This window comes from Nocardia glycosmidis, assembly GCF_052545115.1.
Genome location: NZ_JBQWRH010000013.1, coordinates 176,147 through 198,314 on the forward strand (window position 1 = coordinate 176,147; position 22,168 = coordinate 198,314).

Sequence of the window (22,168 nt, forward strand, 5' to 3'; positions counted from 1 at the left end):
TCCGGTGCCGAATTCACGGCCAAGGGCGTCTGGGTCGAGCTCGGCTGACCTGATCCCCTCCTCTCGGACAACGCCGGCTTTTCCGCACGACTACAAGGACACCTGACACTATGAGCGCATCCGTTTCCCCTGCCTTCAGCTGGAACAAGGACGACTGGGCATCGCTGAGCGAGATGGCCGACGGCTTCGACGAGTACCGGCCGGACCACAGCCGCGCCCTGGACGGGCGGGAGATCACCATCCATGGTCGTTTCCTCGATTCCGGTGAGACGCTCACCCTCACCCAGTCGTTCTCCGGCAACCACGTGCAGTGGACCGCTCGCAGTGCGGCCGGCGAGCAACGCGGAACCGAAACCTACGAGCTGTTCGAAATGCAGCGTGACCTGTTCTATCTGCACTATCGACGGAGCACCGACGATCATCCGGTCGTGATCAGCGCCGCCCTCGATCTGGCCTCCGGCCAGGTCACCGGGGCCATCGCATGGCTCGGGCTGGGACCTCGGCCCCACCTCGCCGACCAACGCTGGTTCCAAGGCCAAATCGCGGGCAGCGACGCCGCGCCGGCCGACGCACACCCGCCGACCGACGAATTGATCGGGCGCCGGGTGCGGTATGCCTACAGCAGCGAAGACGTGTACGACCACATCTACCTCAACGAAAAGCTGTTCACCTGGCTCTGTCTCGGTGGCGCCGAGATCGGTGTGGGCGATACCGATCGCTGCACGTATTGGAAGCTTCGCGAGAAGACCTACCTGTTCTCATGGCTCGAGAAGAACGTCGGCGTCGAGGGAATGGTCCTCATCGACCTCAATGCTCACCGCACCGTCGGAATCCAGTTCGGCATCGACCAGCAGACCGGGGATCTCGTCAACATCACCATGGGTGCCTACGCCGAAGAGTTCGAGCGAACGCCTTCGGTCGACCAAGCCCGCCCCGGGCCTGCCGCCGGCCCGGAATAGTTCGTGTCCGGCTCCTCGAGCCGATCACCACAGGCCGCGACGACCGCGCCGCGACATCACTGTGTCTTTCGCGATCACACTGGAGTTACCAATGTCCACCACCCCATCCCACCCGGCGGAGCCCGTTCCTCCTACCGCCGGCGACATCGAACCCGACGGGGCAGGAAGGGCCGGACTACGACCGGGCCGACTGGGTGTCGCCGCGATCGTGTTCTTCGTGGTCGCGGCTGTCGCGCCGATGGCCGCGGTCGTCGGCGCCTCGCCAGTCGTATTCGCCGCCAACGGTGTCGCGGCTCCGGCCACCTATCTACTGGCAGCGCTCCTGTTCGCCGTGTTCTCGGTCGGTTATGTCGCCATGAGCCGGCACATCGCCAACGCGGGAGGCTTCGTCGCGTACGTCGCGCAAGGGATCGGCCCACGGGTAGCCACCGCTACCGCCGGAGTGGCTGTGCTGGCGTACATAGCGTTGCAGGCTGCGCTGTGGTCCCAGTTCTCGGTTTTCGCGAACCAGCTGCTCGTTCAGCACGCCGACCTCGACATCCCACCATGGGTGCTGATGTTCGCGAGCCTGGCCGTGGTCACCGCGCTCACTGTCCGCGGCGTCGACATCAGCCTGAAGGTTCTCGGGCTGCTGGTTGTCTGCGAGATCGCCGCCTTCGTGGTTCTGGACAGCGTGATCATCTTCAGCGGCGGCGGAGCGGACGGCAACTCACTGACGGCCTTCGATCCGACCGAACTAGCCGGTCCGGGACTCGGCATCGCGTTCCTGTTCTGCAGCACCTGCTTCACCGGATTCGAAGCCACAGTCGTCTTCTCCGAGGAGGCAAAGGATCGCCGCCGCACCATTCCCCGGGCGGTATATATGTCGATCGCCTTCATCGGCGTTTTCTACGCTCTCACCACATGGGCTCTGGGCAACTCTGTCGGTTCCGACACCGTCCAGTCCGCGGCAGCGACCGATCCGGCAGGATTCGTGTTCGCCATCGCCACAAAAGAAGTCGGCTCATGGCTGACCACCGTGATGGAGGTCCTGGTGGTCACGAGCTTCATCGCCATGCTCATCGGTTTCCAGAACATGTTCGCGCGCTATGTCTACGCGCTCGGACGGGCGAACGTGTTGCCCCACCGCCTCGGCACCGCCGGCGCGGGCACGGGCACACCGGCCGCGGCCGCGTTGAGTGTCGGCGTGGTCCTCATGATCATCCTCGCCGGATTCGAGCTCGCCGATGCAGATCCCCTCACCGTTACCTTCAGCTGGTTGCTGTCGCTCGGCACCGTCGCGCTGATCGCGATCCTCGCTCTCACCTCGATCTCAATCGTCGCCTTCTTCAGTCGAACTCGCCTGGAAACGAGCATGTGGAAGACGAAGGTGGCCCCCTCCGTCGCCTTCCTCGGGTTCGTCGTGGTCGCCTTCCTGGCTATCGACAACTACGACGTCCTGCTCGGCGGACAAGGCGGAGTCGCGCGATGGCTGCTGCTGCTCATCCCGCTGTGCGCCGCGCTCGGATTCTGCTGGGCCGCGATCCGCCCGAACATCGACTACCAGGCCGAACTCGTCTGAACGCGTCGACGATCCGGCCGGGTGTGACGGAAGCCGATTCCGCCGCACCCGGCCGGAGCTGGTACCGATCGTGCATCGCCTGGCTACGGTCTACCCCCGAGCGCGCACCTGCCCAGCACCGAGGACAGATCCCGCCGACCGCAGCTCAGCTATCGAAGGTGAGCACCGCTTTGATGACATCGCCGTGATGAGCAGCCTCGATAGCCTTGTTGATCTCGCTGAACGCGAAGGTGTCGATGAGCCTGTCGAACGGGAACCGGCCCTGCTTGTACAGCCGAATCATTCGCGGGATGAACTCCGACGGCACCGCGTCGCCCTCGATGACACCGACCAGTGATTTACCGAACAGCAGCTGTCCATGATCGATGGTGATCTCGTTCGGTACCCCTTGGAACCCGACGGTGGCGCACACACCCGGCGTCTGCAGCGACTCGAGCGCACTGCGCACGACGACGGGAAATCCGATGCAGTCCACGGAGTAGTTGACGCCGAGTCCGCCGGTGATGCTCCGGATGGCCTCCGCGGCGTCCACCGCCGACGAGTTCACCGTGTGCGTGGCACCGAGCTCGGTCGCCTTCGCGAGCCGCGAATCCTGAATATCGACGGCGACGATAATGCCGCATTCGGCGACCTTTGCCCCGAGCAACGCCGCCAGGCCCACCGATCCGGCTCCGAAGATCGCGATCGACGAACCGGGCTCGGGTGCGAGGGTGTTGAGCACCGCGCCCGCGCCGGTCTGGATTCCGCAACCCAACGGGCCGAGCAGTTCCAATGGCAGATCATCGCCGACCTTGATCGCGTTCCGTTCGGTGACAACCGCACGCTGCGCCCACGATGATTGGCCGAACCACGAACCGAGAACCGGGGTGCCGCCGCTACTCAATGGTGACGTGCCATCCAAGCGACTGCCGACCATGTTGAGCCCGACGAAGTCCCGGCAGTGCTGCGGGATACCTTTCGAACAGTTGTCACATGTACCGCACGAGGTGTATGACAACACCACCCGGTCGCCCGGAGCCAGCGTGGTAACCGCGGAGCCGACCTGTTCGACGACACCGGAACCCTCGTGTCCCAGCACGATCGGCGTCTGTCCCTCGCCCGGCGCGGCGATCACACCCAAATCCGTATGACAGACACCTGATCCGACCATCCGCACCAGCACTTCCTCGGGTCGGAGTGGTTCGATGTCGACCTCCTCGAGGGAGACCGCAGAATGGGCCGTCTTCAGCACGGCGGCGGTAGTTTTCACGGTTCAGTTCCTCACTTGTTTTCGGCGAGCTCGGCAAGTTTGCGGCGCATGATCTTCCCCGACGACGTGGTCGGCAGTCGGTCTACGAACACGACTGCTCGCGGTCGTTTGTAGGCGGCGAGGCTGCCCCGGCAGTAATCGATAATGTCCGAATCGCTCAGCTCCACGCCCGGTTTGGGGACCACATAGGCGATGGCGACTTCGCCGCGCACGTCGTCCGGGCGTCGACCGACCGCCACCATCGCGACACCCGGATGGCCCGCGACCACTCGTTCGATCTCTGCCGGATAGACGTTGTATCCCGCCGTGACGATCATGTCCTTGATCCGGTCGACGACGAAATAATGTCCGGTGTCGTCGGCGTAGGCGACGTCACCAGTGCGCATCCAGCCACCGGGAAGCATGACTTCCTCGGTTGCGGCGGTATTGCCCAGGTAACCGAGCATCACCAGCGGACCACGCACTTGCAGTTCACCCCGCTCGCCGACGGGGACTTCCTCGTCGGCTCCGTCGATCGCCGCGATACGGATCTCCGTACCCGGCAATGCAACACCGATCGACCCCGGTACGGGTGGCGCGTACGGACTGTGCGTAGTACCGAGTCCGCCGAGTTCGGTCATGCCCCACAACTCGACCATGGGTGCCGCCGAACGGTGCTGCCACGCGTCGAGTGTGTCGACCGACAGTGTCTGTCCACCGACGGTCGACAGTCGCAGACTGGTCAGATCCGCGTCGGCGAGCGATTCGTCCGCCAGGATCATCGAGTACATGGCGGGCACGCCTTCGAACATCGTGGCCTGTTCAGCGGCAATCAGTCGCAGGGCCGCCGAGGCGTCGAAACGCTCCATGAGCACCACCGTCCCGCCGACGAGAAAGGTGGAGTTGATCGCCACGTTGCCGTAGACATGGGCCGCGGGCAGGGCCGTGACGACGACGTCGTCACGAGTGCGCCCGTGCATCGTTGCGGTCAACGCGCAATTGAGCAAGATCGCGCGGTGCGACTGCATGGCTCCCTTCGGATGTCCGGTGGTGCCGGAGGTGTAGGCGATCGCGCACAGGTCGGCCGGACTGTGCCGGACCTCGGTCGGCTGCCCGTCCGTGCCCTCTTTCACGAGCGCGGCGAACGGCGTCACGGACTTCTCGGCCGGCTCGTCGCCGAACCCGACCACCAGTTCGATCGAGGCAGCCTCGGCTGCCACCGCCGCGGCAGTGGCGATTTGCGCCGCTCCGGCGAACAGGACATTCGATTCGGCATCGTTGAGCACATATGCCAGTTCCGGACCGGTGAGCATCACGTTGATCGGGTTGACCACCGCTCCCGCCCGCAGCGCCCCGTGGTAGCCGACGATCCATTCCCAGCTGTTCTGCCCGTAGAGGGACACCACGTCGCCGGCGCCGATCCCGCGCTGTTGCAACGCCGCCGCGATCTGCCGCGACATCGTCTCGAGATCTCGGTAGGTGAACCGCTTCTCGCCGAACACCAACGCGAGCTTGTCCGGATAGCGCCGGGCGGCGAAGGACAGAATCTCCCCGGGGCCTACCTCGGGGCCGAACGAGAATGTTCCAGACATCGACCGTCCCCGCCCTGTCAGGACACCGCTCCGGTCACCTTGTTCAAGGTGATCGTCTGGTGATTGGTGTACTCGGCCAGTCCGTGCAGCGAGTTCTCCGCTCCGATTCCGGACTGCTTGTGCCCGCCGAACACTTGGTGCGGCGAGTACTGGTGCACCTCGTTCAGCCACACTGTCCCGGCCTCCAGGCGCTTTCCGATGCGCTCGACGGCTTCGAGGTCGGCGCCCCACACCGTGGCACCCAGTCCCCAGAGCGTGTCGTTCGCCCGTGCGACGACATCGTCCTCATCCGTCCACCGCAGCAGCGGCAGGATCGGCCCGAACGGCTCCTCGGCGACCAAACGCGAGTCCTCCGGCGGGTTGTCGACGATAGTCACCGGCACGAACCACCCCTCCGCCGCGCGGTCGATCGATCCGCCGAGCGCGAAGGTGTATCCGCTCTCAGCGCAGTCATCGAAGTACTCGGCCACCTTGTGGTACTGCGGCTCGTTCTGAATGGGACCCAGCTGGGTTTCCGGGTTCGCACCATTGCCGACGACGACGGTCCGGGCGTAGGCCACCAACTCGTCGCGCACGACGTCGTAGACACTGTCGTGGATATAGACCCGCTTGGCGGCGTTGCAGAATTGTGCGTTGTTCTGGAAAGCAGCCCAGAACAGCTGCGGCGCGATCTTCTTCGGATCGACATCGCCGAGCACGATTGCCGGGTCGTTACCACCGAGTTCGAGGGTGATCCGCTTCAGAGTGCCCGCCGCCGAGCGCATCACATGCTTGCCCGTGTCGGTGCTGCCGGTGAAGGCGATCTTCGCGATGCTGTCGTGCGCGGTCATCCACTTGCCGAGCTCGTCGTCACCGCTGAGCGCGCTCAGCACACCGGGCGGCAGCAAGTCCTGCACGAGTTCGACAAGCTTCAGATCGCACAGCGGCGTGAACGGCGACGGCTTGACGATGATCGTGTTCCCCGCCACCAGCGCCGGCGCGATCTTCCAGACTGCCAGCAGAATCGGGAAATTCCAGGGCACGATCGCGCCGACGACACCGAGCGGCGTATGGCGACTGACGACGCGGCGCTCGGGGGTGTCCTCGACAACCTCTTCCGGCAGCGACTGCTTGGCGATCTCGCGGAACCAAGCGACGGACCCGTATACCTCCCACTCTGCCATTGCCCGCGGCTTGCCCTGTTCCGTGGTGAGCAGAGCTATGAAGTCCTCGGCATGCGCCTCCAGGCGGTCGCCGATCGCGGCCACGATGGCCTGCCGCTCACTCAACGGCACCGACGACCAGTTCGTGAACGCGGCACGAGCTGCATCGACGGCCTGATCCAGATCGCTGCGGGAAGCGACCGGAACCTGCGCGATCACTGCCCGCGTCGCGGGGTTGAACACGTCGGAGACGTTCGTTCCGGCGACGGACGCACCGTTGATGGTCATGACGAAATCGGCATCGATGCCGACACGGACGCTGTATTCGACAGTCACCGCTCGCTCCTTGATAGGTACGTCACATCCTGTGATGCGACAGCACCAATGCTGACGCACACCGGAGGAGCCCGACTGTTCCGATTGCGAACGGTTCTACCAGGGATTCGATACACGGCCGTGGCGCGGATCACCCGTGGTTAGACTGAACCTGCTTCAACGATGATCAGGAAGAATCGCCAATGAATGCCGGTTTTCACCCATGGCGTCAGCGTCCCGAGATTGCTGATGCCTGGAAACGCGCTACACTGTTCGGCCTCGACCCGGGCATGCAGGTTCGCGAATCCAGCTTCCTCCCCGACTTCGACCGGCGCAGCCGGTTGTCCATCGCCGCCCGACCGATCCTGGACCGGATGATGGACGAGCTCGTCGATACCGACTTCTCGGTGCTGCTCACCGACCGAACGGCGCGCATAATCGATCGGAGGGTCGCCCGACGCCAGTTGAACACCGCGCTGGACCGCGTCCTGGCCGCGCCGGGATTCCGATACCTCGAGGAATCGAGCGGGACGAACGCGCTGGCGACCGCCTACGAGTTGCGCAAGCCGATCGCGGTCACCGGCGAGGAGCACTTCCTGGATTCGCTCAAGCAGTTCTGCTGCTACGGCGCACCGATCATTCACCCGATCACCCGCCGTGTCGAAGGCGTACTCGACATCACCGGAGCAGTCGATCAGTCATCGGCTTTGCTGGGACCGTTCGTGATGCGAGCAGTCCAGGATATCGAGCAACGACTGCTCGAAGGGGCCAGGATATCCGAGCAACGACTGCTCGCCGCGTTCCAGATCCATACCCGGAACAAGAACCACGCGGTGCTCGTCTACGGCGAGAACGTCATGTTGAGCAATCCCCCGGCCGTAGACCTCGTCCACACCACCGACCACGCCATTCTTCGCAATGTCGCGGCCGAGGTCGCGCCGGATCGCCCCATTCATCGGCAACTGAGGTTGTCGTCGGGATCGAACGTACGCATCATCGCTCGATCGGTATCCGACACCGCCGGCGGAGTGATATTCGATATCACTCGGCTCTCCGAACCGGTGCCCCCGCGCACGGAGACATCGGCGATACCTGATGCGCCTCCCAGAACGACACGTCATGTGGAACTGATCGTCGGGGAACCAGGCACCGGTCGCACCACTACCGCACGGGCGGCCGCCGGCGACGGCGCCGACTTCTTCGACGCCGTCGACGCCGATCTCGACGGCGATTGGGCGACACGGGTACGCGCCGCGTTGCGTCGTGGCGGCCAGGTCGTCATCGACAACATCCACACGCTGGGACCGCAGCTGGCAGCTCGCCTCGCTCCGGCGGTACGGACCACGCCCGGCCTGGTTGTCATGACCACATCGCCGCTGGTCACCGGCAACTGCGAACAAGCCGCGCTGGCGGCCGAAGCGTTGCACCGCCGTGAACTCCGCCCGCTCCGGGCATATCAGCAGGAGTTCAACGCGATAGCGCTGAACGTCCTGCACACACTCGATTCCTGCGCTTCGAAGGCAATCACCCCGTCCGCATTGAGCGCGCTGGCCGCTCACCCGTGGCCGGGCAACATCCACGAACTGCGCTCGGTACTCGACTACGCGCAGTCCCGCCGGCCGGTCGGCGACATCTCCGAGAAAGACCTGCCACCCGGCTACCGGTCACCCGCAAAACGCCGACTCACCCTGATGGAGACCGCCGAACGCGACGCGATCGTCTCCGCCCTGCGAGCCGCCAAGGGAAATAAGGCAGCAGCGGCAGCGGAGCTGGGTATCGGCCGCACCACGCTTTACGCCCGCCTGCGCCAGTACCGGATCACCGGCTGAGGACTGCGGTCGCGGTGGCTTCGCCGGGAAGTTACTGCTGTGCCGGGAATTCACAGCGAATTTCATCGATAGCGGTGACATTCAACCTAGCGGTGGCATTCAACTCTAACTGCGGTGCGGTCAGAAAACCGCAGGCGACAGATCGAACACCACTCCCGGACCGATGAGCCCGCCCGACAGATTTACCTCGGCACTGCGTCGGGGTGCAGATCAGAAACCGTGACCGACCATCACGACAGGTCAGCAGTGATCGAATTCCGATGCCCTCGATATATTCCGGTCAAGTTCTCGCCGCATCCCTTCCGCTGGACCACAACACCTGCACGCCGGTAGCGGATGCCCAACCGGATTCTGCGCCGCGGGCCGGACCGGTGACGGGTTCGAAAGGCCCCCCTGCGAGGCGTGAATTCGATCCGCTCGCTTTTCGCTGTTGGGCCGACCGTGACGTATGGTGCGAACATGACGGCAGACCTCGAAGCACTTCCCGGTACCGCAGGAGGCCGGGAGACTCGCCTGGCTCAGTTGATCATCACGATCTTCGGCGTCTGTGCCCGTGCCGAAGGGAACTGGCTGTCGGTGGCCTCGGTGGTGGCGTTGATGGCCGACCTGGGGGCAGAAGGACAGGCTGCGCGGTCGTCGATCTCGCGGCTGAAGCGGCGTGGCGTGCTCACCAGCGAACGACGCGCAGGCGCTGCGGGGTACTCGCTTGCCGCCCCCACCTTGGAGGTGCTGGCCGAAGGCGATGTGCGGATCTTTCACCGCTCTCGGGCCACGGAGAGCGACGGCTGGGTGGTGGTCGTGTTCTCGGTTCCGGAATCCGAGCGAGAAAAGCGACATGCCCTCCGGGCCAGTCTCACCCGCCTCGGCTTCGGCACCGCCGCACCCGGCGTATGGATCGCCCCCGGCAACCTCGCACGGGAAGCTCGTCAGACGCTGGAACGCCGTGGCCTGTCCGAATACATCGACATGTTCGCGGGCGATCATGTCGCGTTCGGTGACCTGCGTTCAAAGATCCGGACATGGTGGGATCTGAGCGAACTCACCGCACTGTATGCGGACTTCTTGAAAATCTATCGGCCGGTGCTCTATCAGGCGACCGCCTCGGAAACGAGTGCGCTGGAAGCGTTCCAGGTTTATATTCCGATGCTCACTCAGTGGCGGCGCCTGCCCTACCTGGACCCGGGAATTCCACTGTCGTTTCTTCCTCCGGCATGGAATGGAGAGGCCGCGGGCGGGCTGTTCGACCAATTGGATGAATTGTTGCGTCCTTTGGCGCAGAAACATGCGCTGACCGTGATCCACGGCAAACGTCCCCAGAACAGCTGACGGCCCCGGACCGCCAACGATTCTTCGGCGGTCGGATCCGGCAATAGTCACCACATGACAGCGGTCCGGCCGTAGTTTCCATCCCGGCCGGACCGCTCAGGTCAGCAGCTGCGCACGCGATATTCGTCCCCGCGATCGACCGCCGCGGCACCGGTACCGCTGATCGACGGGCACCGAATGGCGGCAACTCGTCAGTGCATGGCTTCCCGCCGATCACGGACCTTGAACCGCTGCAGCTTCCCGTTCGAGTTGCGCGGCAGCCGGTCCACGAACTCGATGCTGCGCGGGTATTTGTACGGCGCGGCGGCCCGCTTGACGAAGTCCTGCAACTCCTTGATCTTCGCCGCGTCGGCGACCACATTCGGGCTCAGGACCACCGCGGCGTGCACGATCATGCCGCGATCTTCGTCCGGAATGCCGATTACCGCGCTCTCCACGACATCCGGATGCTGGTCGAGCACAGCTTCGACCTCCGGCGCTCCGATGTTGTAACCAGCGGAGACGATCATGTCGTCGCTGCGTGCGTGATACCAGAAGTAGCCGTCGGCATCACGCGTGTACGTGTCCCCGGTCATGTTCCAGCCATCACGAACGAATTCACGCTGACGCGGATCGGCGAGGTAGCGGCATCCGGTCGGCCCCTTGACCGCGAGGAGACCTGGGACGCCATCCGGGACAGCGCGCCCGTTCTGGTCCCAGATCTCGGCGCGGAAGCCCGGCACGGCCCTACCGGTGGAACCCGGCCGGATGTCGTCGTCGGCAGCGGAGATGAAGATGTGCAGCATCTCGGTTCCGCCGATGCCGTTGATGATCCGCAATCCAGTCCGCTCACGAAACGCGGTGAATACCGCCTCGGGCAGATGCTCGCCGGCCGACACGCAGCGGCGCAGCGACTTCACCCGTTCGATGTCATCGCGCTTGAGCAGTGCTTTGTACGCGGTGGGGGCGGTGAACAGCACCGTCACCGAGAATTTCTCGATGGCGTCGACGAGTGTGTCCGGGTCGGCTTTTTCCAACAGCACAACCGATGCCCCGACCCGCAGCGGGAAGATCACCAACCCGCCGAGGCCGAAGGTGAAAGCCAGTGGCGGGGTGCCGGTGAAGACGTCATCGGATCGGGGCGCGATCACATGTGCGGAAAAGGTATCGGCGATGGCGAGTACATCTCGATGGAAGTGCATCGTCGCCTTCGGCGTGCCCGTCGTTCCCGAGGTCGGCGCCAGGAGCACCACATCGTCGGCCGCAGTCGGCACGTTCGCGTAGACCACCGGTTTGGCGGACGCACGGGCTGTGAGGTCGCCGTCGCCCGAACCGCCGACCGGTGCGATCATCAGCGTGGGATCGGCGGTGGACAACTCTTCGGTCAACCGGCTGTCGCACAGCGCAAGCACCGGACGCGTCAACTCGACGAGCTTCGACAGTTCGACCGCGCGCAGCAGCGGCATTGTCGTGACTACGACACCACCCGCCTTCACGACACCGAACCAGCAGGCCACCAGCCACGGAGTATTCCCCCCGCGCAGCAGCACGCGGTTACCCGGGACCAACCCGTAGTCCTCGGTCAGCACATTCGCGATCTGGTTGGCGCGGTCGAGCAGATCCCCATAAGTCCAGGTCTCGGTAGGTGTGACCAGGCACTGTCGATCGCGCCCATAGCGAGCCACCGCCGCGTCGAGCAGGACCGACGCGCAGTTCAAGCGATCAGCGTGGTGCAACTCGGGCACGTCGAAGACGAACTCGGGCCACTCCGCTTCGGGTGGGAGGTTGTCCCTGCAGAACGTATCGACGTGTGCTGAGGGAGTGAGCATCTGGTTCGCCCCTTCCGAGGACTGTAAGCCGGCAGCGACTACAGCCTAGTATTGCCTATTTCAAACGACCGTCCATAATTTGACATATAAATTTAACACCCACGTAGCGCGCCGCACCAGAAGCGATCGAACCTGCGCCCGTCAACCGTTCGCCAGCCCCGAGCAACCCTCGTCGACGAGCCGACCGGTGTTGGATCGCAGCCGGGATGAGCCGCGCTTCCGTCGGACGCCGACGCCGCGAGTGGCGCGCCTGCTCGGATACGGCCAGGGGCCCGAACGCACGCTCGGGCCCCTGGCGGAAGCGGTCAGGAGGTGGCGGGGAAGAAAGAGTTGATCTCGGCCACCACGCGGTCCGGTACTTCGTGGAGGAGATAGTGGCCCGCATCAGGGATGTCGGCACCGGTGGCCTCCGGTGCGGCGTCGTGCAGGGCCGGCAGCATGATCGGGAGGAAGCCGGCCTGCGTGAGCAGGCGGACCGGAATGGTCAGCGGAGTTTCCTGCAGTACGGTGTTGTCGGCTTCATCCTGAGACCAGACCCGGTACAGCTCGAATCCGGCGTGCAGGACTTGCGGGCGGGAGTACACCCGGACACACTCGGCCAGCTCGAGATCGGAAACGGGTTCCACGATGCCGGACTTCGACGACTCGAAGAAGTAGCCGAGGTAGGAATCCACCCGATCGGTGACGAGTTCCTCTGCCAGCGGGTTCTGCCGGTTGAAGGAGAAGTGCCACAGCATCGATTCGAGGCCGGCGGCCTTCAGATTCTTGCCGGGCAGCACATAGTCCATGAGGAACAGTCCCGATGCCTGCTCGCGGTACTGGGCAGCCAGCGCGTAGGCGACACCCACACCGAAGTCGTGCCCGACGAACTGCACGTTCTCCCGGTAGCCCAAGTGCTCGAGCAGCCGGTGAACGTAGGTAGCCAGGACCGTTCTGGCCATCGAGGACGGATTCCCGGTGGAGTCGCCCATGCCCGGGAGATCAACGGCGATAACCGTACGACCAGGCAGCAACGAGTGCAGGATCTCGCGGTACACGAACCAGCTGTGCGGCCAGCCGTGCAGCAGCACCATCACCTGCGGGCCGTGGCCGCCGATGACATAGTGCATCTGCACATCGTCGATGGTGCTGAAGCCGTGTCGAAAGTCCTTGTTGAACTCGATATCGTCCCTGGTCGCCGTGTCGTAACCGGGGCTGAGCGACTCCTCCGAGCCGACGGTTTCGGCGGTCAGGGAAGCTCCGGAAGTTGCATTCATAATAGTTTCGTCCTTGCGTAGTGTGATGACAGCCGCACCCGGCGCCACGCGGCGCAACTGATGGGTGCGGTGCTGGTGCTGGAATCGGGGTTCAGCAGCCTGGCTCGGCCGTGCCGGAGTAGTCACACCCTCCGGTGTCGGGACAGTTTTCGATGTCGAAGACGCCATGACGCGCACCGGCGTCGTACGCCCGCCCGAGCGCAAGCTGTCGATGCGCTCGTTCATGACCACGTTGCCGGACGCGACCCGATGGCGGACCGCTCAGTGGATGCGGGCGAACTGGGCCGAGAAATCCACAAAGCTGTCACCGAGTGCCTCGCGACCGACGACGGGTTTCAGCGAAATGTTGTGCCAGACGGCGTCTTCTGCGAAGAACCTGCCGATCTGATCGGGGTCGGGCCGGTCGACGTTCCAGTTCTGGACCATCGCGCAGACGACCTCCTCCCGGATTTGACATGTGCTCAATTCACTTTCTGGCGATGGGGCTGCGCTCGCGCACGGCCTGCTACGAACGCAGGACCGGCTCGACATACGGATAGCCGACCATGGTCGCGCCTGCCGTCGGCTCGGCCCACGACAGGCTTGACCTACGCGAAGCGATCTACGCGAATCGCCCAGTCGACCGTCGGCCCGAGTCCCGGTCGTACCTGCGCGATGTTGCTCAGCGATCCGCACAGGTTCGACCATAGAACAAACTTGGACTCAGTGCAACCTTACGACTAAGTGTAGTTGTGTACACTCGATCTCAGATGATGAGTCGGGTACCGGACGCGAGAGCCCAGCGCCGCGCGATCCAGAAATGTGAATGGCGTTCGAACAAGCACTGCGTTCGGTTCTCTGTACGTTCGGTTCTCTATACTCGGCCCCGGAGGATGAGTCGGTGAACCTGCGTGAACGTAAGAAATTGGCGGCCTGGCGCGCAATCCGGACCGCAGCGCTGCAATTGTTCGACGAGCGAGGGTTCGAGGCCGTCAGCGTCGAGGAGATCGCTGCCGCTGTGGGAGTCTCGCGCAGCACCTTCTTCAACTACTTCGCCAGCAAGGAAGCCGCCGTCTTCGATCAGGACCCCGAAGAACGGGATCTCTGGCGAGCGCTGATGGCGGCCCGTCCCGCCGATGAGTCCCTCTGGGACTCACTGACCGCGATACTGATCGGCTTCAACGAACTCCTCGGCGATCGGCTGCCGATGCAGCGACGCTTACAGGCCCACTCGCCGGCCCTCGCGAAGTCGAGTTGGGATGTTGTCGGGGAACAGTTCCTCTCCGACCTGCGCGAATGGCTCACATCGCGAGTCCAGGCAGGCGACTCCCTCGCCGCCACTCTGCAACTCAACGTGGCATTCGCGGCGCAGAACACCGCGTACCAGGTGTGGGGTCCGGAGGAGTCTTTCGACGACTACTTACTCCAGTTGAAGAAGTGCCTGCACCGAGCACGCCCGATCAGTGCCGATCAACCGATCGCGACTACCGGCTCTTGACCTCGGCCGGTCGGAGGATCGATCGCTCACACCGGAGGACAACAAGCAACGGTGTGGAAGGGAAATCGCCTCGCAGAGGACTCCGCGAGCTTGCAAGAAGCGCATAGCCGGATATCGAAGCAGCGCGCACCATCGATTTTGCCGATGCCACCCCCTTCATGGCATCGGCAAATATGTACCGCGCGCCCAATACTGACCAGACGCCGATCGTGGAGTGAACCGAGCAGCGTCAGCTGCTCGGTTCACGAGCCCATTGTCGAGATGCCTGGGGCTTCGAGCCGGCACCGCATGTCCGCCTCATCGCTCGTCGAACGCCGTACAATCGGACATCCGCGGCTAGGCTAAGCCGGCTGAGCCACCGACTCCCAGTCGGCGTTCTGGGCCAAGGCCTTTCGAAGGGGAAGCAAATCCCGCGGGGCATCGACGCCAAGGGCCGCCACCAAACGCCCCGCACGGCCGTAGACCATGACGCGAGGAGTTCCGTCCTCCGCAGTGGAAAGAATCCTGGAATGCGTGGCCCCCGTTGTTGTTCCGTACACCTGCAGTCGCTTGCCGTACTGATCCGACCAGACGTAAGGAATATTGGCGAAAGGACGACCGCGGCCGAGATGATGCATCGCCGCCGCCGTGCCTTGCTCGTGCGCATTCGTCCAATGCTCGACACGAGTCGAAACCCCATAGAGCGGGTGCTGCCAACGCGCGACGTCACCGACGGCGTAGATCCCCGGAGCAGCTACCAGATACTCGTCGCAGACAATGCCGTCTCGTATGGTCAGACCGGAGCCGTCGAGCCAGTCTGTGGCCGGGCGCGCACCTACGCCGATGACCACGAGATCAGCGTCGATCTTCCGGCCGTCGGACAACACCACACCGGCGACGCGGCCGTCGACCTCGAGCAGCGAGGTGACCGTGACTCCGCACGACACGACCGTGCCATGCGCCCGGTGCACCTCGCCCCACGCCGAACCGAAATCCTGTCCGAGAACGCGGGTGAGCAACGCCGGACCGGATTGGATGATGTGCGCATCCTTCCCGAGGCTTCGGGCGGCCGACGCGATCTCGGCGCCGATGAATCCGCCCCCCACCACGACGATGTTGTGCGCACGATCCAGCTCTGACCGCAAGGCGAGGCTGTCATTCACGCCACGGATGGTGTGGACACCCTGGATCCGCGGCAAGCCGGTCGGCCAGATCGGCGCCGAGCCGGTTGCCAGGAACAGAACATCGAACTGTGCCCGCTCCCCCGTATCCAGGCCGACCGTGCGGGTGCCGAGATCCAATTCGACAGCCCGCCGACCCGCGGAAAACTCGATCGTCTCCAGGCTTTCGGGGCCGACGAGAAGTAGGTCCGCAACCGATTTCTTGCCGAGCAGCAAGTCTTTTGATACCGCAGGCCGATCGTAAGGGAGATGCTCCTCGTCGCCGACAATACGAATGCGTTCGTCGTAGCCACCCTTGCGAAGTGCTACAGCAACACTCAAACCAGCTCGCGAGCCACCGACAATCAGCGCGCCCGCGGAACTCACTGCTGGATCTCGATCACGTCGGTCGGGCAATCCTCCACAGCCTGTTCGAGTGCGGCGAGCAGCGAACTATCCGGCTGCGCATCCAGCAGGATGACCTTGGCGTCCCGGTCGTCGAGGTCGAAGACCTCGGGGACCGACAGCACACAGTCCCCGCAACTGGTACACCGGTCGCGGTCGATGAGAACTTGCAATGACATTACGATGCCGCCTTCCACTCGACGTGCAGGTGCTCCGGGCCCCGGAAACTGATATTCCGGGGGAAGGTGTAGGACTGATCGGCTTTCAGCTGCAGATCCGGGAAGCGTTCGCTCAGAAGCCGGATCACCGTGCGCGCCTCGACCCGGCCCAAGTGCTGTCCCAGGCAGAAGTGAGTCCCTTTACCGAACGAAAGTTGCAGCCGCGCATTGGGACGCCGAATGTCGAACGACTCCGGGTCCGGGAACATGGCGGGGTCGTGATTGGCCGAGCCCAGCGACAGCATGAGCTTCGCGCCGGCCGGGACCTGCACACCACCGATCGAAGTCTCCCGGGTGGTGATCCGGCGCCAAGCGATCACCGATGAGTCGAAACGCAGTGTCTCCTCGACCGCACCGTCGATCAGTGCCGGATCCGCACAGATCTCGGCCCAGGCCGACGGATTCGACAGCAATTGCCGCAGTGCGTTGCCGATGAGGTTGGTGGTGGTCTCGTGACCGGCGAACCCCAGGGCGAACAGGACGCTCGCCACTTCCTGATCGTTCAGGGCCTCCGGGTCGTTCTCACGTTGCCGGATGAGATCACTGGTGAGGTCATCGGCGAGGTTATCCCGGCGAAGGGTCACGAAGTTTTCGCAATAATCCCAGAGTTTGCTCATATTCGTCGCCGCACGCCGCTGGTAGTCCGCCGTCGGCTTGCCCCAGTTGACCTCGAGCTTGTCGTTGCACCAGGACTTGAGCATCTCGGCATCAGCGTCGGGGAATCCGATCAAACGGAACATCGTCAGCGCCGGCATCGGGAACGCCAGGTCCGCAACGAGGTCGGCGCTGCCGCGGTCTGCGAACCGATCGATCAGCTCTGTTGCCAGACTTTCGATCTGGGGCACCATGGCCGCGATCTTCCGCGGCAAGAACTTCGTTGCCAGGTGCAGGCGGACCCGGGTGTGGGCCGGCGGATCCAGGTTCGAAAGCACAGGAGTATTGCGCACTCCAGACTTGAGTATTTCGCCGGCCTCATCGGTCAGCGGCGCCAACGGCGTTTGGGCGATGGTCGCGGAGAATGTGGTCGGATCAGCGAACACTGCCGCCACGTCGGCATACCGGGTCACGATCCAGTAGTCGAGCGAGGGCACGTAATGAACCGGACCGGCTTCGCGCAGCGCGTTCAGGTGTGGGTAGGGAGATTCGAGGTAGTCGGGGGACAGAGGATCGAACCCGTGGGCAACTGGGCACTGGGCTGTTGTTTCGGTCATGCACGTGTCTTTCTCGTGTCGCGCGTTGCGGACGAACCGTTCGGTTATGGGACCGATTCCGCGCGATGACTTTTCTAGAAACTTAATACGGCCTGGTCGCCGCGTCCAATTCCGGTTTCGTTGTCACCTATGTCCACTGCGTGGGAGTTCTGAACATTGTTGTCCAGTCCGAGAAACCGCCGGGCATTCGCGCCCATCACCAACTCGCGTTCCGCGCTGTCGAGAAATGTCGATCGGCGTACCACATCGGCCACCGGCCGCTCGCCCAACGGGTATGGGTAGTCACTGCCGACCATGACCTGCTCGATCCCCACGGTGTCGATCAACAGCCGCAGGGCGGCCGGGTCGAACACCACCGAGTCCACGCTGAAACGACCCACATACGCCGAGGGCGGCTGTTGCGAGGTCGCGATGATGTCGGGCCGCCGGTGCCAGGCGTTCTCGAATCGACCGAGCCAGAATGCGAATGAACCGCCGCCGTGGGCGAAGCAGATGCGCAACGAGTCGGGGACTCGGTCGAAGGTGCCACCCAGGATCATCGAAATGACGGACAAGTGCGTTTCCGCCGGCATGCCGGTCAGCCACCGCGCCATCCAGCGCTGCAACCTCGGTGAGTCGGGCATGTCCCAGGGATGGACGAACACCGGCATCCCGATATCGGCCGCATGCTGCAGGAACGTGACGACCCCCGCATCGTCCAAGTCACGATCGCCGACGTGATTCCCGATCTCGACGCCTCGGTGCCCCATCTCCTGGCAACGGCTGAGCTCGCGGCAGGCGGCGTCCGGATCTTGCAGCGGAACCTGCGCGAACGGCAGGAGCCGCTCGGGCGCCGGCGAGCAGATCTCCAGGGCGAGGTCATTGAAGATCCGCGAGATTTTCGCTGCCTCGGACCCGGGAAGGTCGTAGCTGAAGAACACCGGCGTCGGCGAGACGACCTGGATCTGCACCCCGTCGGCGTCCATGTCGGCGAGCCGATCTTCGGCGGACCAGCACTCGCGACCGATCCGCCGGAAGGGCTGCGACCCGACCATGATCATGGCCTCGCGCTCGGAGTCGAGTCGTAGCCAGGGAAGTCCTTCACCGAGCTCGGGCCAACCGCTCGGAACGAAATGTGTGTGTACGTCGATGATGTCCAACGTCAGCCCTTTCCAGGGTGGACAGTTCCGCAGCCCGGGCACGTGCGAGCGGCTTCCGACTCGTAGAACGACACGAATACCGGCGGAAGGTCTTCGACAATGTCCCGGACCTGCAGCTCGACTTCGTGCACCAGGTGGTTGCACTCGAGGCAGAACCAGACGAACTTCTCCAGTGTGCCCTCTTCGCGGATTCGCTCGATGACGATTCCGATGGATCCTTCCTGCGGGCGCTGCGGCGAGTGGTAGACGTTGCGTGGCAGCATCCACATTTCACCCTCACGGATGTCGATCCGGCGCGGCCCCTCATCGGTCATCAAGTTGACGTGCATGTCACCGCGGTACTGGTAGAACCACTCCTCGTACGGATCCAGATGGAAGTCGGTCCGTTGATTCGGTCCACCCACAACCTGGACAATGAAGTCGCCCATCGGCTTCCACATTTGCTGATTATTGACCGGAGGCCGGAGCATCTCCTCGTGCTCGGCGATCCAGGCATCGAAATCGAACACTGGCGGAATAAATGTCATGGTGAATCCTGATCGAAACTAGGGACGGGTTATTTCCCGTGCACAGCGACGGCTTGCATCTCGATGAAAAGATGCGGGTGTGGGAGTCGTGGACAGCGACCGTTCAGGCCGGCCCGGATGTATCGAGGTACCGTAGGTCGGCCTCTGCTGTGGCCGCGCCGACGAGAATGATCGCCCCCGGGGCCGGGTCGAGATCGTAGGTCTGCGCCATTCTTTGCGCGGCCGGGGGCGTCGAGCGAGGCCCCCGAGTCCGACGCACAGAATTCATAGCTGCACGCAGACATTCGTAGGAATCGAGTAGAAGTGCAGGGAGTTTTCACCGCCCTCTCGCCCGATGCCCGAGAGCCCGTTACCGCCGAACGGGGAACGCAGGTCTCGCAGGTACCAGGTATTCACCCACGCCATCCCGACGCGCATGCGCTGCGCGACTCGGTGGCCACGTTCCAGATTGCTCGTCCAGACCGCGGCGGCGAGTCCGTAGTCGGTATCGTTCGCCAACCGGACCGCCTCATCCTCGGTGTCGAACGGAATAAGCGCGGCCACGGGGCCGAATATCTCCTCCCGGACCACTCGTGCCGTGTTGTCCAGCCCCGCCCAGAGGGTCGGCTCGATCCATGCACCGCCGTCGAGATCAGCGCCGAGGTTCGGCACGCCGCCACCGAGCAGCACCTCGGCACCTTCGGCCACAGCCAGGTCGTAGTAGGAGGAGACCTTGTTCCGGTGCTGACGCGAAATCAGCGGCCCGGTGGTTGTCGTGGGTTCATCAGGTCGCCCCAACCGGAGCTTCTGCCCGCGCTGCACGAGCCCGGCCGCGACCTCATCGAAAATGCTCGAATGGACATACACCCGCTCGGTACACAGACACACCTGCCCGGTGTTGAGAAAGATCGATCGAGCAAGGCCGTCCAGAGTGGCATCGATGTTTGCGTCCTCGAAGACGATCGCAGCGTTCTTGCCGCCGAGTTCGAAGGACACCGGCCGGACATGCGACGCCGCCGCCCGCATGATGGTGGATCCCGTTTTGGTCTCGCCGGTGAACGTAACGCCATCGATCCCGGGGTGTGCCGTCAAGAACTCACCCGCCGATCCTGGACCGAACCCGTGCACCACGTTGTACACGCCGGCCGGCGCCCCGGCTTCCATAATGATCTCGGCAAGCAGAGTGGCCGATGAGGGCGTCTCCTCCGAAGGCTTCACCACCACCGCGTTACCGCAGGCCAGAGCTGGAGCAACTTTCCACGTCAGGAGAAGTAAGGGGAGATTCCACGGCACGATCACTGCCACAACGCCGAGCGGCTTGGGAACCGCGTAGTTCAGGGCCTGTCGCCCATCAGCCAAGTCGGTCAGGTACGACGAAAGCGGTGACGAAGCGATAGTGTCGGCAAAGGCACGGAAGTTCATCGCCGCGCGCGCGACGTCCAGATCACGGACCAAGCTCTCGGGCTTTCCGGTGTCTCGGACTTCAGCTGCCACGAATTCCTCGGATCGTGCCTCGATACGATCCGCGATGCGTCGGAGCAAGCGCGCGCGGTCGGTCACCGAAGAGCTCCCCCAGGCACCTTCCAGCGACTTCCTTGCGGCTCGCACCGCCATATCGACGACGTCCGCCCCGGCTTCCTGGACCGTGGCGACCGATGAGCCATCGACGGGACTCACGTCATCGAACACACCGCTGCCGGCGACATACGCGCCATCTATGAAGTTCTCGATATCCGGCAGGGGGGGTTTGCTCATAGATAAGACAGTAGCCAAGCCTCATATAGCTATCAATTGCCTATTCCCGATCAAGGCATTACCAAAATGGCATATGATGGGCGGGTGACAAGGGATCGCCTTCTGGATGGACGTTTGAAGCTCCGGCATCTGACGCTGATTGCCGCTATCGCCGACGAAGGAAGCCTGATCGCCACCGCGAAGGCTCTCCATGTCACACAGCCGGCCGTAACCCGGGCGTTGCACGAGGTCGAGCAGATTCTCGAAGTGCCATTGTTCGATCGCGGTCCGCGCGGCGTCACCCCCACCATCTTCGGGGAAAGTTTCATCGAGCACGCTCGCAGCGTACTGGCCCAGCTGCGCCAGGCAGGCGGCCAGATCGACCTGCTCACTCGAGCCGAGATCGGCCGAGTCCGCGTCGGCACCCACTTGGCCGGCTCGAATATTTTGCTGCCTCGCGCTATCGCATCACTCAAGGCTCAGCACCCTAAGCTGATCGTGGCCGTACAGGAAGCGACGCCGGATCTCCTGTACGACTCTTTACTCACCGGCCGGACAGATTTGGTAATCGGTCGCTTGCGGGCCGAACCGCCGCAGCAGCTATGTCAAGAGCGGCTGTATGTGGAACCGATGCAGCTCGTAACCCGAGCCGATCACCCCGCAAGAGACTTCGATCTGCCACAACTGTCACAACTGCTGGACTTCCCGTGGATCATGCCGGTGGAACAGACATCCCTACGTTCGGAACTCGAGTCATTGTTCGTCGCAGAAGGATTGCCTTTGCCGGAGAACCGCGTCGAGTGCACTTCGATATTGATCGTTCGCGAACTACTTCTGTCCACCGACATGATCGCCGTGCTGCCGCAGTTGATCATCCGAAGCGACAAGCGACTGGCAGTACTGCAAACAAAGCTCCATGCGTTGAGCCGGTCGGTGGGCGTGACGATGCGCTCGCGGGCGCCCATGGTTCCGGCGGCTCAAATGCTGCTACAGCATCTGCGAGTCGCCGCTGCCGCACTCGGGGCGACAAATGAGCCGAACCCGTCGACCCGGTCGCAATGACCCACGATCACGCCCCGGGTGTCAAACGTTGGCGGCGATCATAAATCTCGACTCACCTGGACGCCGCAACTGCGATGACCGCCGGCCGGGGAACACTCGTGTGTGTTCCAGGACGGAGCCGACGACCGGTGACAGACCCGACGGCCCTGGCGGGCCGTCGGAGTCGACGAGGTCTTGACTGTGGCCTGTTGAAACTGTGGCCAGGAGGACGCAGTCGCTGATTCCTCATGGCCCGCCGCCCCTGGAACGCACACCAGAGGT

18 protein-coding genes are annotated in these 22,168 nt (G+C 63.7%); 6 read left to right on the top strand and 12 right to left on the bottom strand.

Annotated elements, in window-relative coordinates; all coding sequences use genetic code 11:
- The first annotated feature begins 110 nt into the window (after window positions 1-110).
- On the top strand, window positions 111-959 hold the full coding sequence (locus tag ACT86A_RS18050) for a MoaF C-terminal domain-containing protein (protein WP_445093316.1): 849 nt from the start codon (window positions 111-113) through the stop codon (window positions 957-959).
- A gap of 91 nt (window positions 960-1,050) precedes the next feature.
- Window positions 1,051-2,520: an APC family permease gene (locus ACT86A_RS18055; protein ID WP_445093317.1), complete on the top strand. Its 1,470-nt coding sequence runs from the start codon at window positions 1,051-1,053 to the stop codon at window positions 2,518-2,520.
- 145 nt (window positions 2,521-2,665) lie between these two features.
- On the opposite strand, the gene ACT86A_RS18060 is transcribed toward ACT86A_RS18055, so the two are convergent.
- From ACT86A_RS18060 to ACT86A_RS18070, 3 genes are read right to left on the bottom strand one after another with little or no spacing between them, the layout of a single operon-like run.
- Complete coding sequence (locus ACT86A_RS18060; protein ID WP_445093318.1) at window positions 2,666-3,769, bottom strand: NAD(P)-dependent alcohol dehydrogenase; 1,104 nt, start codon at window positions 3,767-3,769, stop codon at window positions 2,666-2,668.
- Between the two features lie 11 nt (window positions 3,770-3,780).
- Entirely contained in the window at window positions 3,781-5,340 is a 1,560-nt protein-coding gene (locus ACT86A_RS18065; protein ID WP_445093319.1) for a class I adenylate-forming enzyme family protein, read from the bottom strand.
- A gap of 17 nt (window positions 5,341-5,357) precedes the next feature.
- Window positions 5,358-6,818, bottom strand: coding sequence for an aldehyde dehydrogenase family protein (locus ACT86A_RS18070; RefSeq protein ID WP_445093320.1), 1,461 nt, complete (start codon window positions 6,816-6,818; stop codon window positions 5,358-5,360).
- Between the two features lie 182 nt (window positions 6,819-7,000).
- Here ACT86A_RS18070 and ACT86A_RS18075 point away from each other — a divergent pair, with 182 nt between their 5' ends.
- Window positions 7,001-8,626: a sigma-54-dependent Fis family transcriptional regulator gene (locus ACT86A_RS18075; RefSeq protein ID WP_445093321.1), complete on the top strand. Its 1,626-nt coding sequence runs from the start codon at window positions 7,001-7,003 to the stop codon at window positions 8,624-8,626.
- A 459-nt stretch (window positions 8,627-9,085) separates the two neighbouring features.
- Entirely contained in the window at window positions 9,086-9,952 is an 867-nt protein-coding gene (locus tag ACT86A_RS18080) for a PaaX family transcriptional regulator (RefSeq protein ID WP_445093322.1), read from the top strand.
- A gap of 191 nt (window positions 9,953-10,143) precedes the next feature.
- Here ACT86A_RS18080 and ACT86A_RS18085 read toward each other — a convergent pair whose 3' ends face one another.
- The 3 genes from ACT86A_RS18085 to ACT86A_RS18095 all read right to left on the bottom strand — a co-directional run bounded on the left by ACT86A_RS18085 (window position 10,144) and on the right by ACT86A_RS18095 (window position 13,481).
- Entirely contained in the window at window positions 10,144-11,760 is a 1,617-nt protein-coding gene (locus ACT86A_RS18085) for an AMP-binding protein (RefSeq protein WP_445093323.1), read from the bottom strand.
- Between the two features lie 305 nt (window positions 11,761-12,065).
- A complete protein-coding gene (locus ACT86A_RS18090) occupies window positions 12,066-13,016 on the bottom strand; it encodes an alpha/beta fold hydrolase (RefSeq protein WP_445093324.1) in 951 nt (316 codons plus the stop codon).
- A gap of 261 nt (window positions 13,017-13,277) precedes the next feature.
- Window positions 13,278-13,481, bottom strand: coding sequence for a nuclear transport factor 2 family protein (locus tag ACT86A_RS18095; protein ID WP_445093325.1), 204 nt, complete (start codon window positions 13,479-13,481; stop codon window positions 13,278-13,280).
- Between the two features lie 415 nt (window positions 13,482-13,896).
- Between ACT86A_RS18095 and ACT86A_RS18100 the strand changes: the two genes are divergently transcribed.
- Entirely contained in the window at window positions 13,897-14,493 is a 597-nt protein-coding gene (locus ACT86A_RS18100; RefSeq protein WP_445093326.1) for a TetR family transcriptional regulator, read from the top strand.
- 341 nt (window positions 14,494-14,834) lie between these two features.
- On the opposite strand, the gene ACT86A_RS18105 is transcribed toward ACT86A_RS18100, so the two are convergent.
- The 6 genes from ACT86A_RS18105 to ACT86A_RS18130 all read right to left on the bottom strand — a co-directional run bounded on the left by ACT86A_RS18105 (window position 14,835) and on the right by ACT86A_RS18130 (window position 20,866).
- Window positions 14,835-16,019, bottom strand: a complete 1,185-nt coding sequence (locus ACT86A_RS18105; RefSeq protein ID WP_445093327.1) for an NAD(P)/FAD-dependent oxidoreductase — start codon at window positions 16,017-16,019, stop codon at window positions 14,835-14,837.
- A complete protein-coding gene (locus ACT86A_RS18110; protein ID WP_445093328.1) occupies window positions 16,016-16,216 on the bottom strand; it encodes a ferredoxin in 201 nt (66 codons plus the stop codon). Before ACT86A_RS18110 ends, ACT86A_RS18105 begins: the two co-directional genes overlap by 4 nt.
- A complete protein-coding gene (locus ACT86A_RS18115; protein ID WP_445093329.1) occupies window positions 16,216-17,466 on the bottom strand; it encodes a cytochrome P450 in 1,251 nt (416 codons plus the stop codon). Before ACT86A_RS18115 ends, ACT86A_RS18110 begins: the two co-directional genes overlap by 1 nt.
- A gap of 74 nt (window positions 17,467-17,540) precedes the next feature.
- A complete protein-coding gene (locus tag ACT86A_RS18120) occupies window positions 17,541-18,605 on the bottom strand; it encodes an amidohydrolase family protein (RefSeq protein WP_445093330.1) in 1,065 nt (354 codons plus the stop codon).
- A gap of 2 nt (window positions 18,606-18,607) precedes the next feature.
- Complete coding sequence (locus ACT86A_RS18125) at window positions 18,608-19,132, bottom strand: 3-hydroxyanthranilate 3,4-dioxygenase (RefSeq protein WP_445093331.1); 525 nt, start codon at window positions 19,130-19,132, stop codon at window positions 18,608-18,610.
- Window positions 19,133-19,396: 264 nt separating this feature from the next.
- Window positions 19,397-20,866: a 2-hydroxymuconic semialdehyde dehydrogenase gene (locus ACT86A_RS18130; protein ID WP_445093332.1), complete on the bottom strand. Its 1,470-nt coding sequence runs from the start codon at window positions 20,864-20,866 to the stop codon at window positions 19,397-19,399.
- 36 nt (window positions 20,867-20,902) lie between these two features.
- Between ACT86A_RS18130 and ACT86A_RS18135 the strand changes: the two genes are divergently transcribed.
- Complete coding sequence (locus ACT86A_RS18135; RefSeq protein WP_445093333.1) at window positions 20,903-21,907, top strand: LysR substrate-binding domain-containing protein; 1,005 nt, start codon at window positions 20,903-20,905, stop codon at window positions 21,905-21,907.
- Window positions 21,908-22,168: the final 261 nt, after the last annotated feature.

Bases quoted from the DNA above. Each gene is read 5' to 3' on its own strand.
- ACT86A_RS18050 (WP_445093316.1), top strand. From the start codon at position 111: ATGAGCGCATCCGTTTCCCCTGCCTTCAGCTGGAACAAGGACGACTGG.
- ACT86A_RS18055 (WP_445093317.1), top strand. From the start codon at position 1,051: ATGTCCACCACCCCATCCCACCCGGCGGAGCCCGTTCCTCCTACCGCC.
- ACT86A_RS18065 (WP_445093319.1), bottom strand. From the start codon at position 5,340: ATGTCTGGAACATTCTCGTTCGGCCCCGAGGTAGGCCCCGGGGAGATT.
- ACT86A_RS18075 (WP_445093321.1), top strand. From the start codon at position 7,001: ATGAATGCCGGTTTTCACCCATGGCGTCAGCGTCCCGAGATTGCTGAT.
- ACT86A_RS18080 (WP_445093322.1), top strand. From the start codon at position 9,086: ATGACGGCAGACCTCGAAGCACTTCCCGGTACCGCAGGAGGCCGGGAG.
- ACT86A_RS18085 (WP_445093323.1), bottom strand. From the start codon at position 11,760: ATGCTCACTCCCTCAGCACACGTCGATACGTTCTGCAGGGACAACCTC.
- ACT86A_RS18090 (WP_445093324.1), bottom strand. From the start codon at position 13,016: ATGAATGCAACTTCCGGAGCTTCCCTGACCGCCGAAACCGTCGGCTCG.
- ACT86A_RS18110 (WP_445093328.1), bottom strand. From the start codon at position 16,216: ATGTCATTGCAAGTTCTCATCGACCGCGACCGGTGTACCAGTTGCGGG.
- ACT86A_RS18115 (WP_445093329.1), bottom strand. From the start codon at position 17,466: ATGACCGAAACAACAGCCCAGTGCCCAGTTGCCCACGGGTTCGATCCT.
- ACT86A_RS18125 (WP_445093331.1), bottom strand. From the start codon at position 19,132: ATGACATTTATTCCGCCAGTGTTCGATTTCGATGCCTGGATCGCCGAG.
- ACT86A_RS18130 (WP_445093332.1), bottom strand. From the start codon at position 20,866: ATGAGCAAACCCCCCCTGCCGGATATCGAGAACTTCATAGATGGCGCG.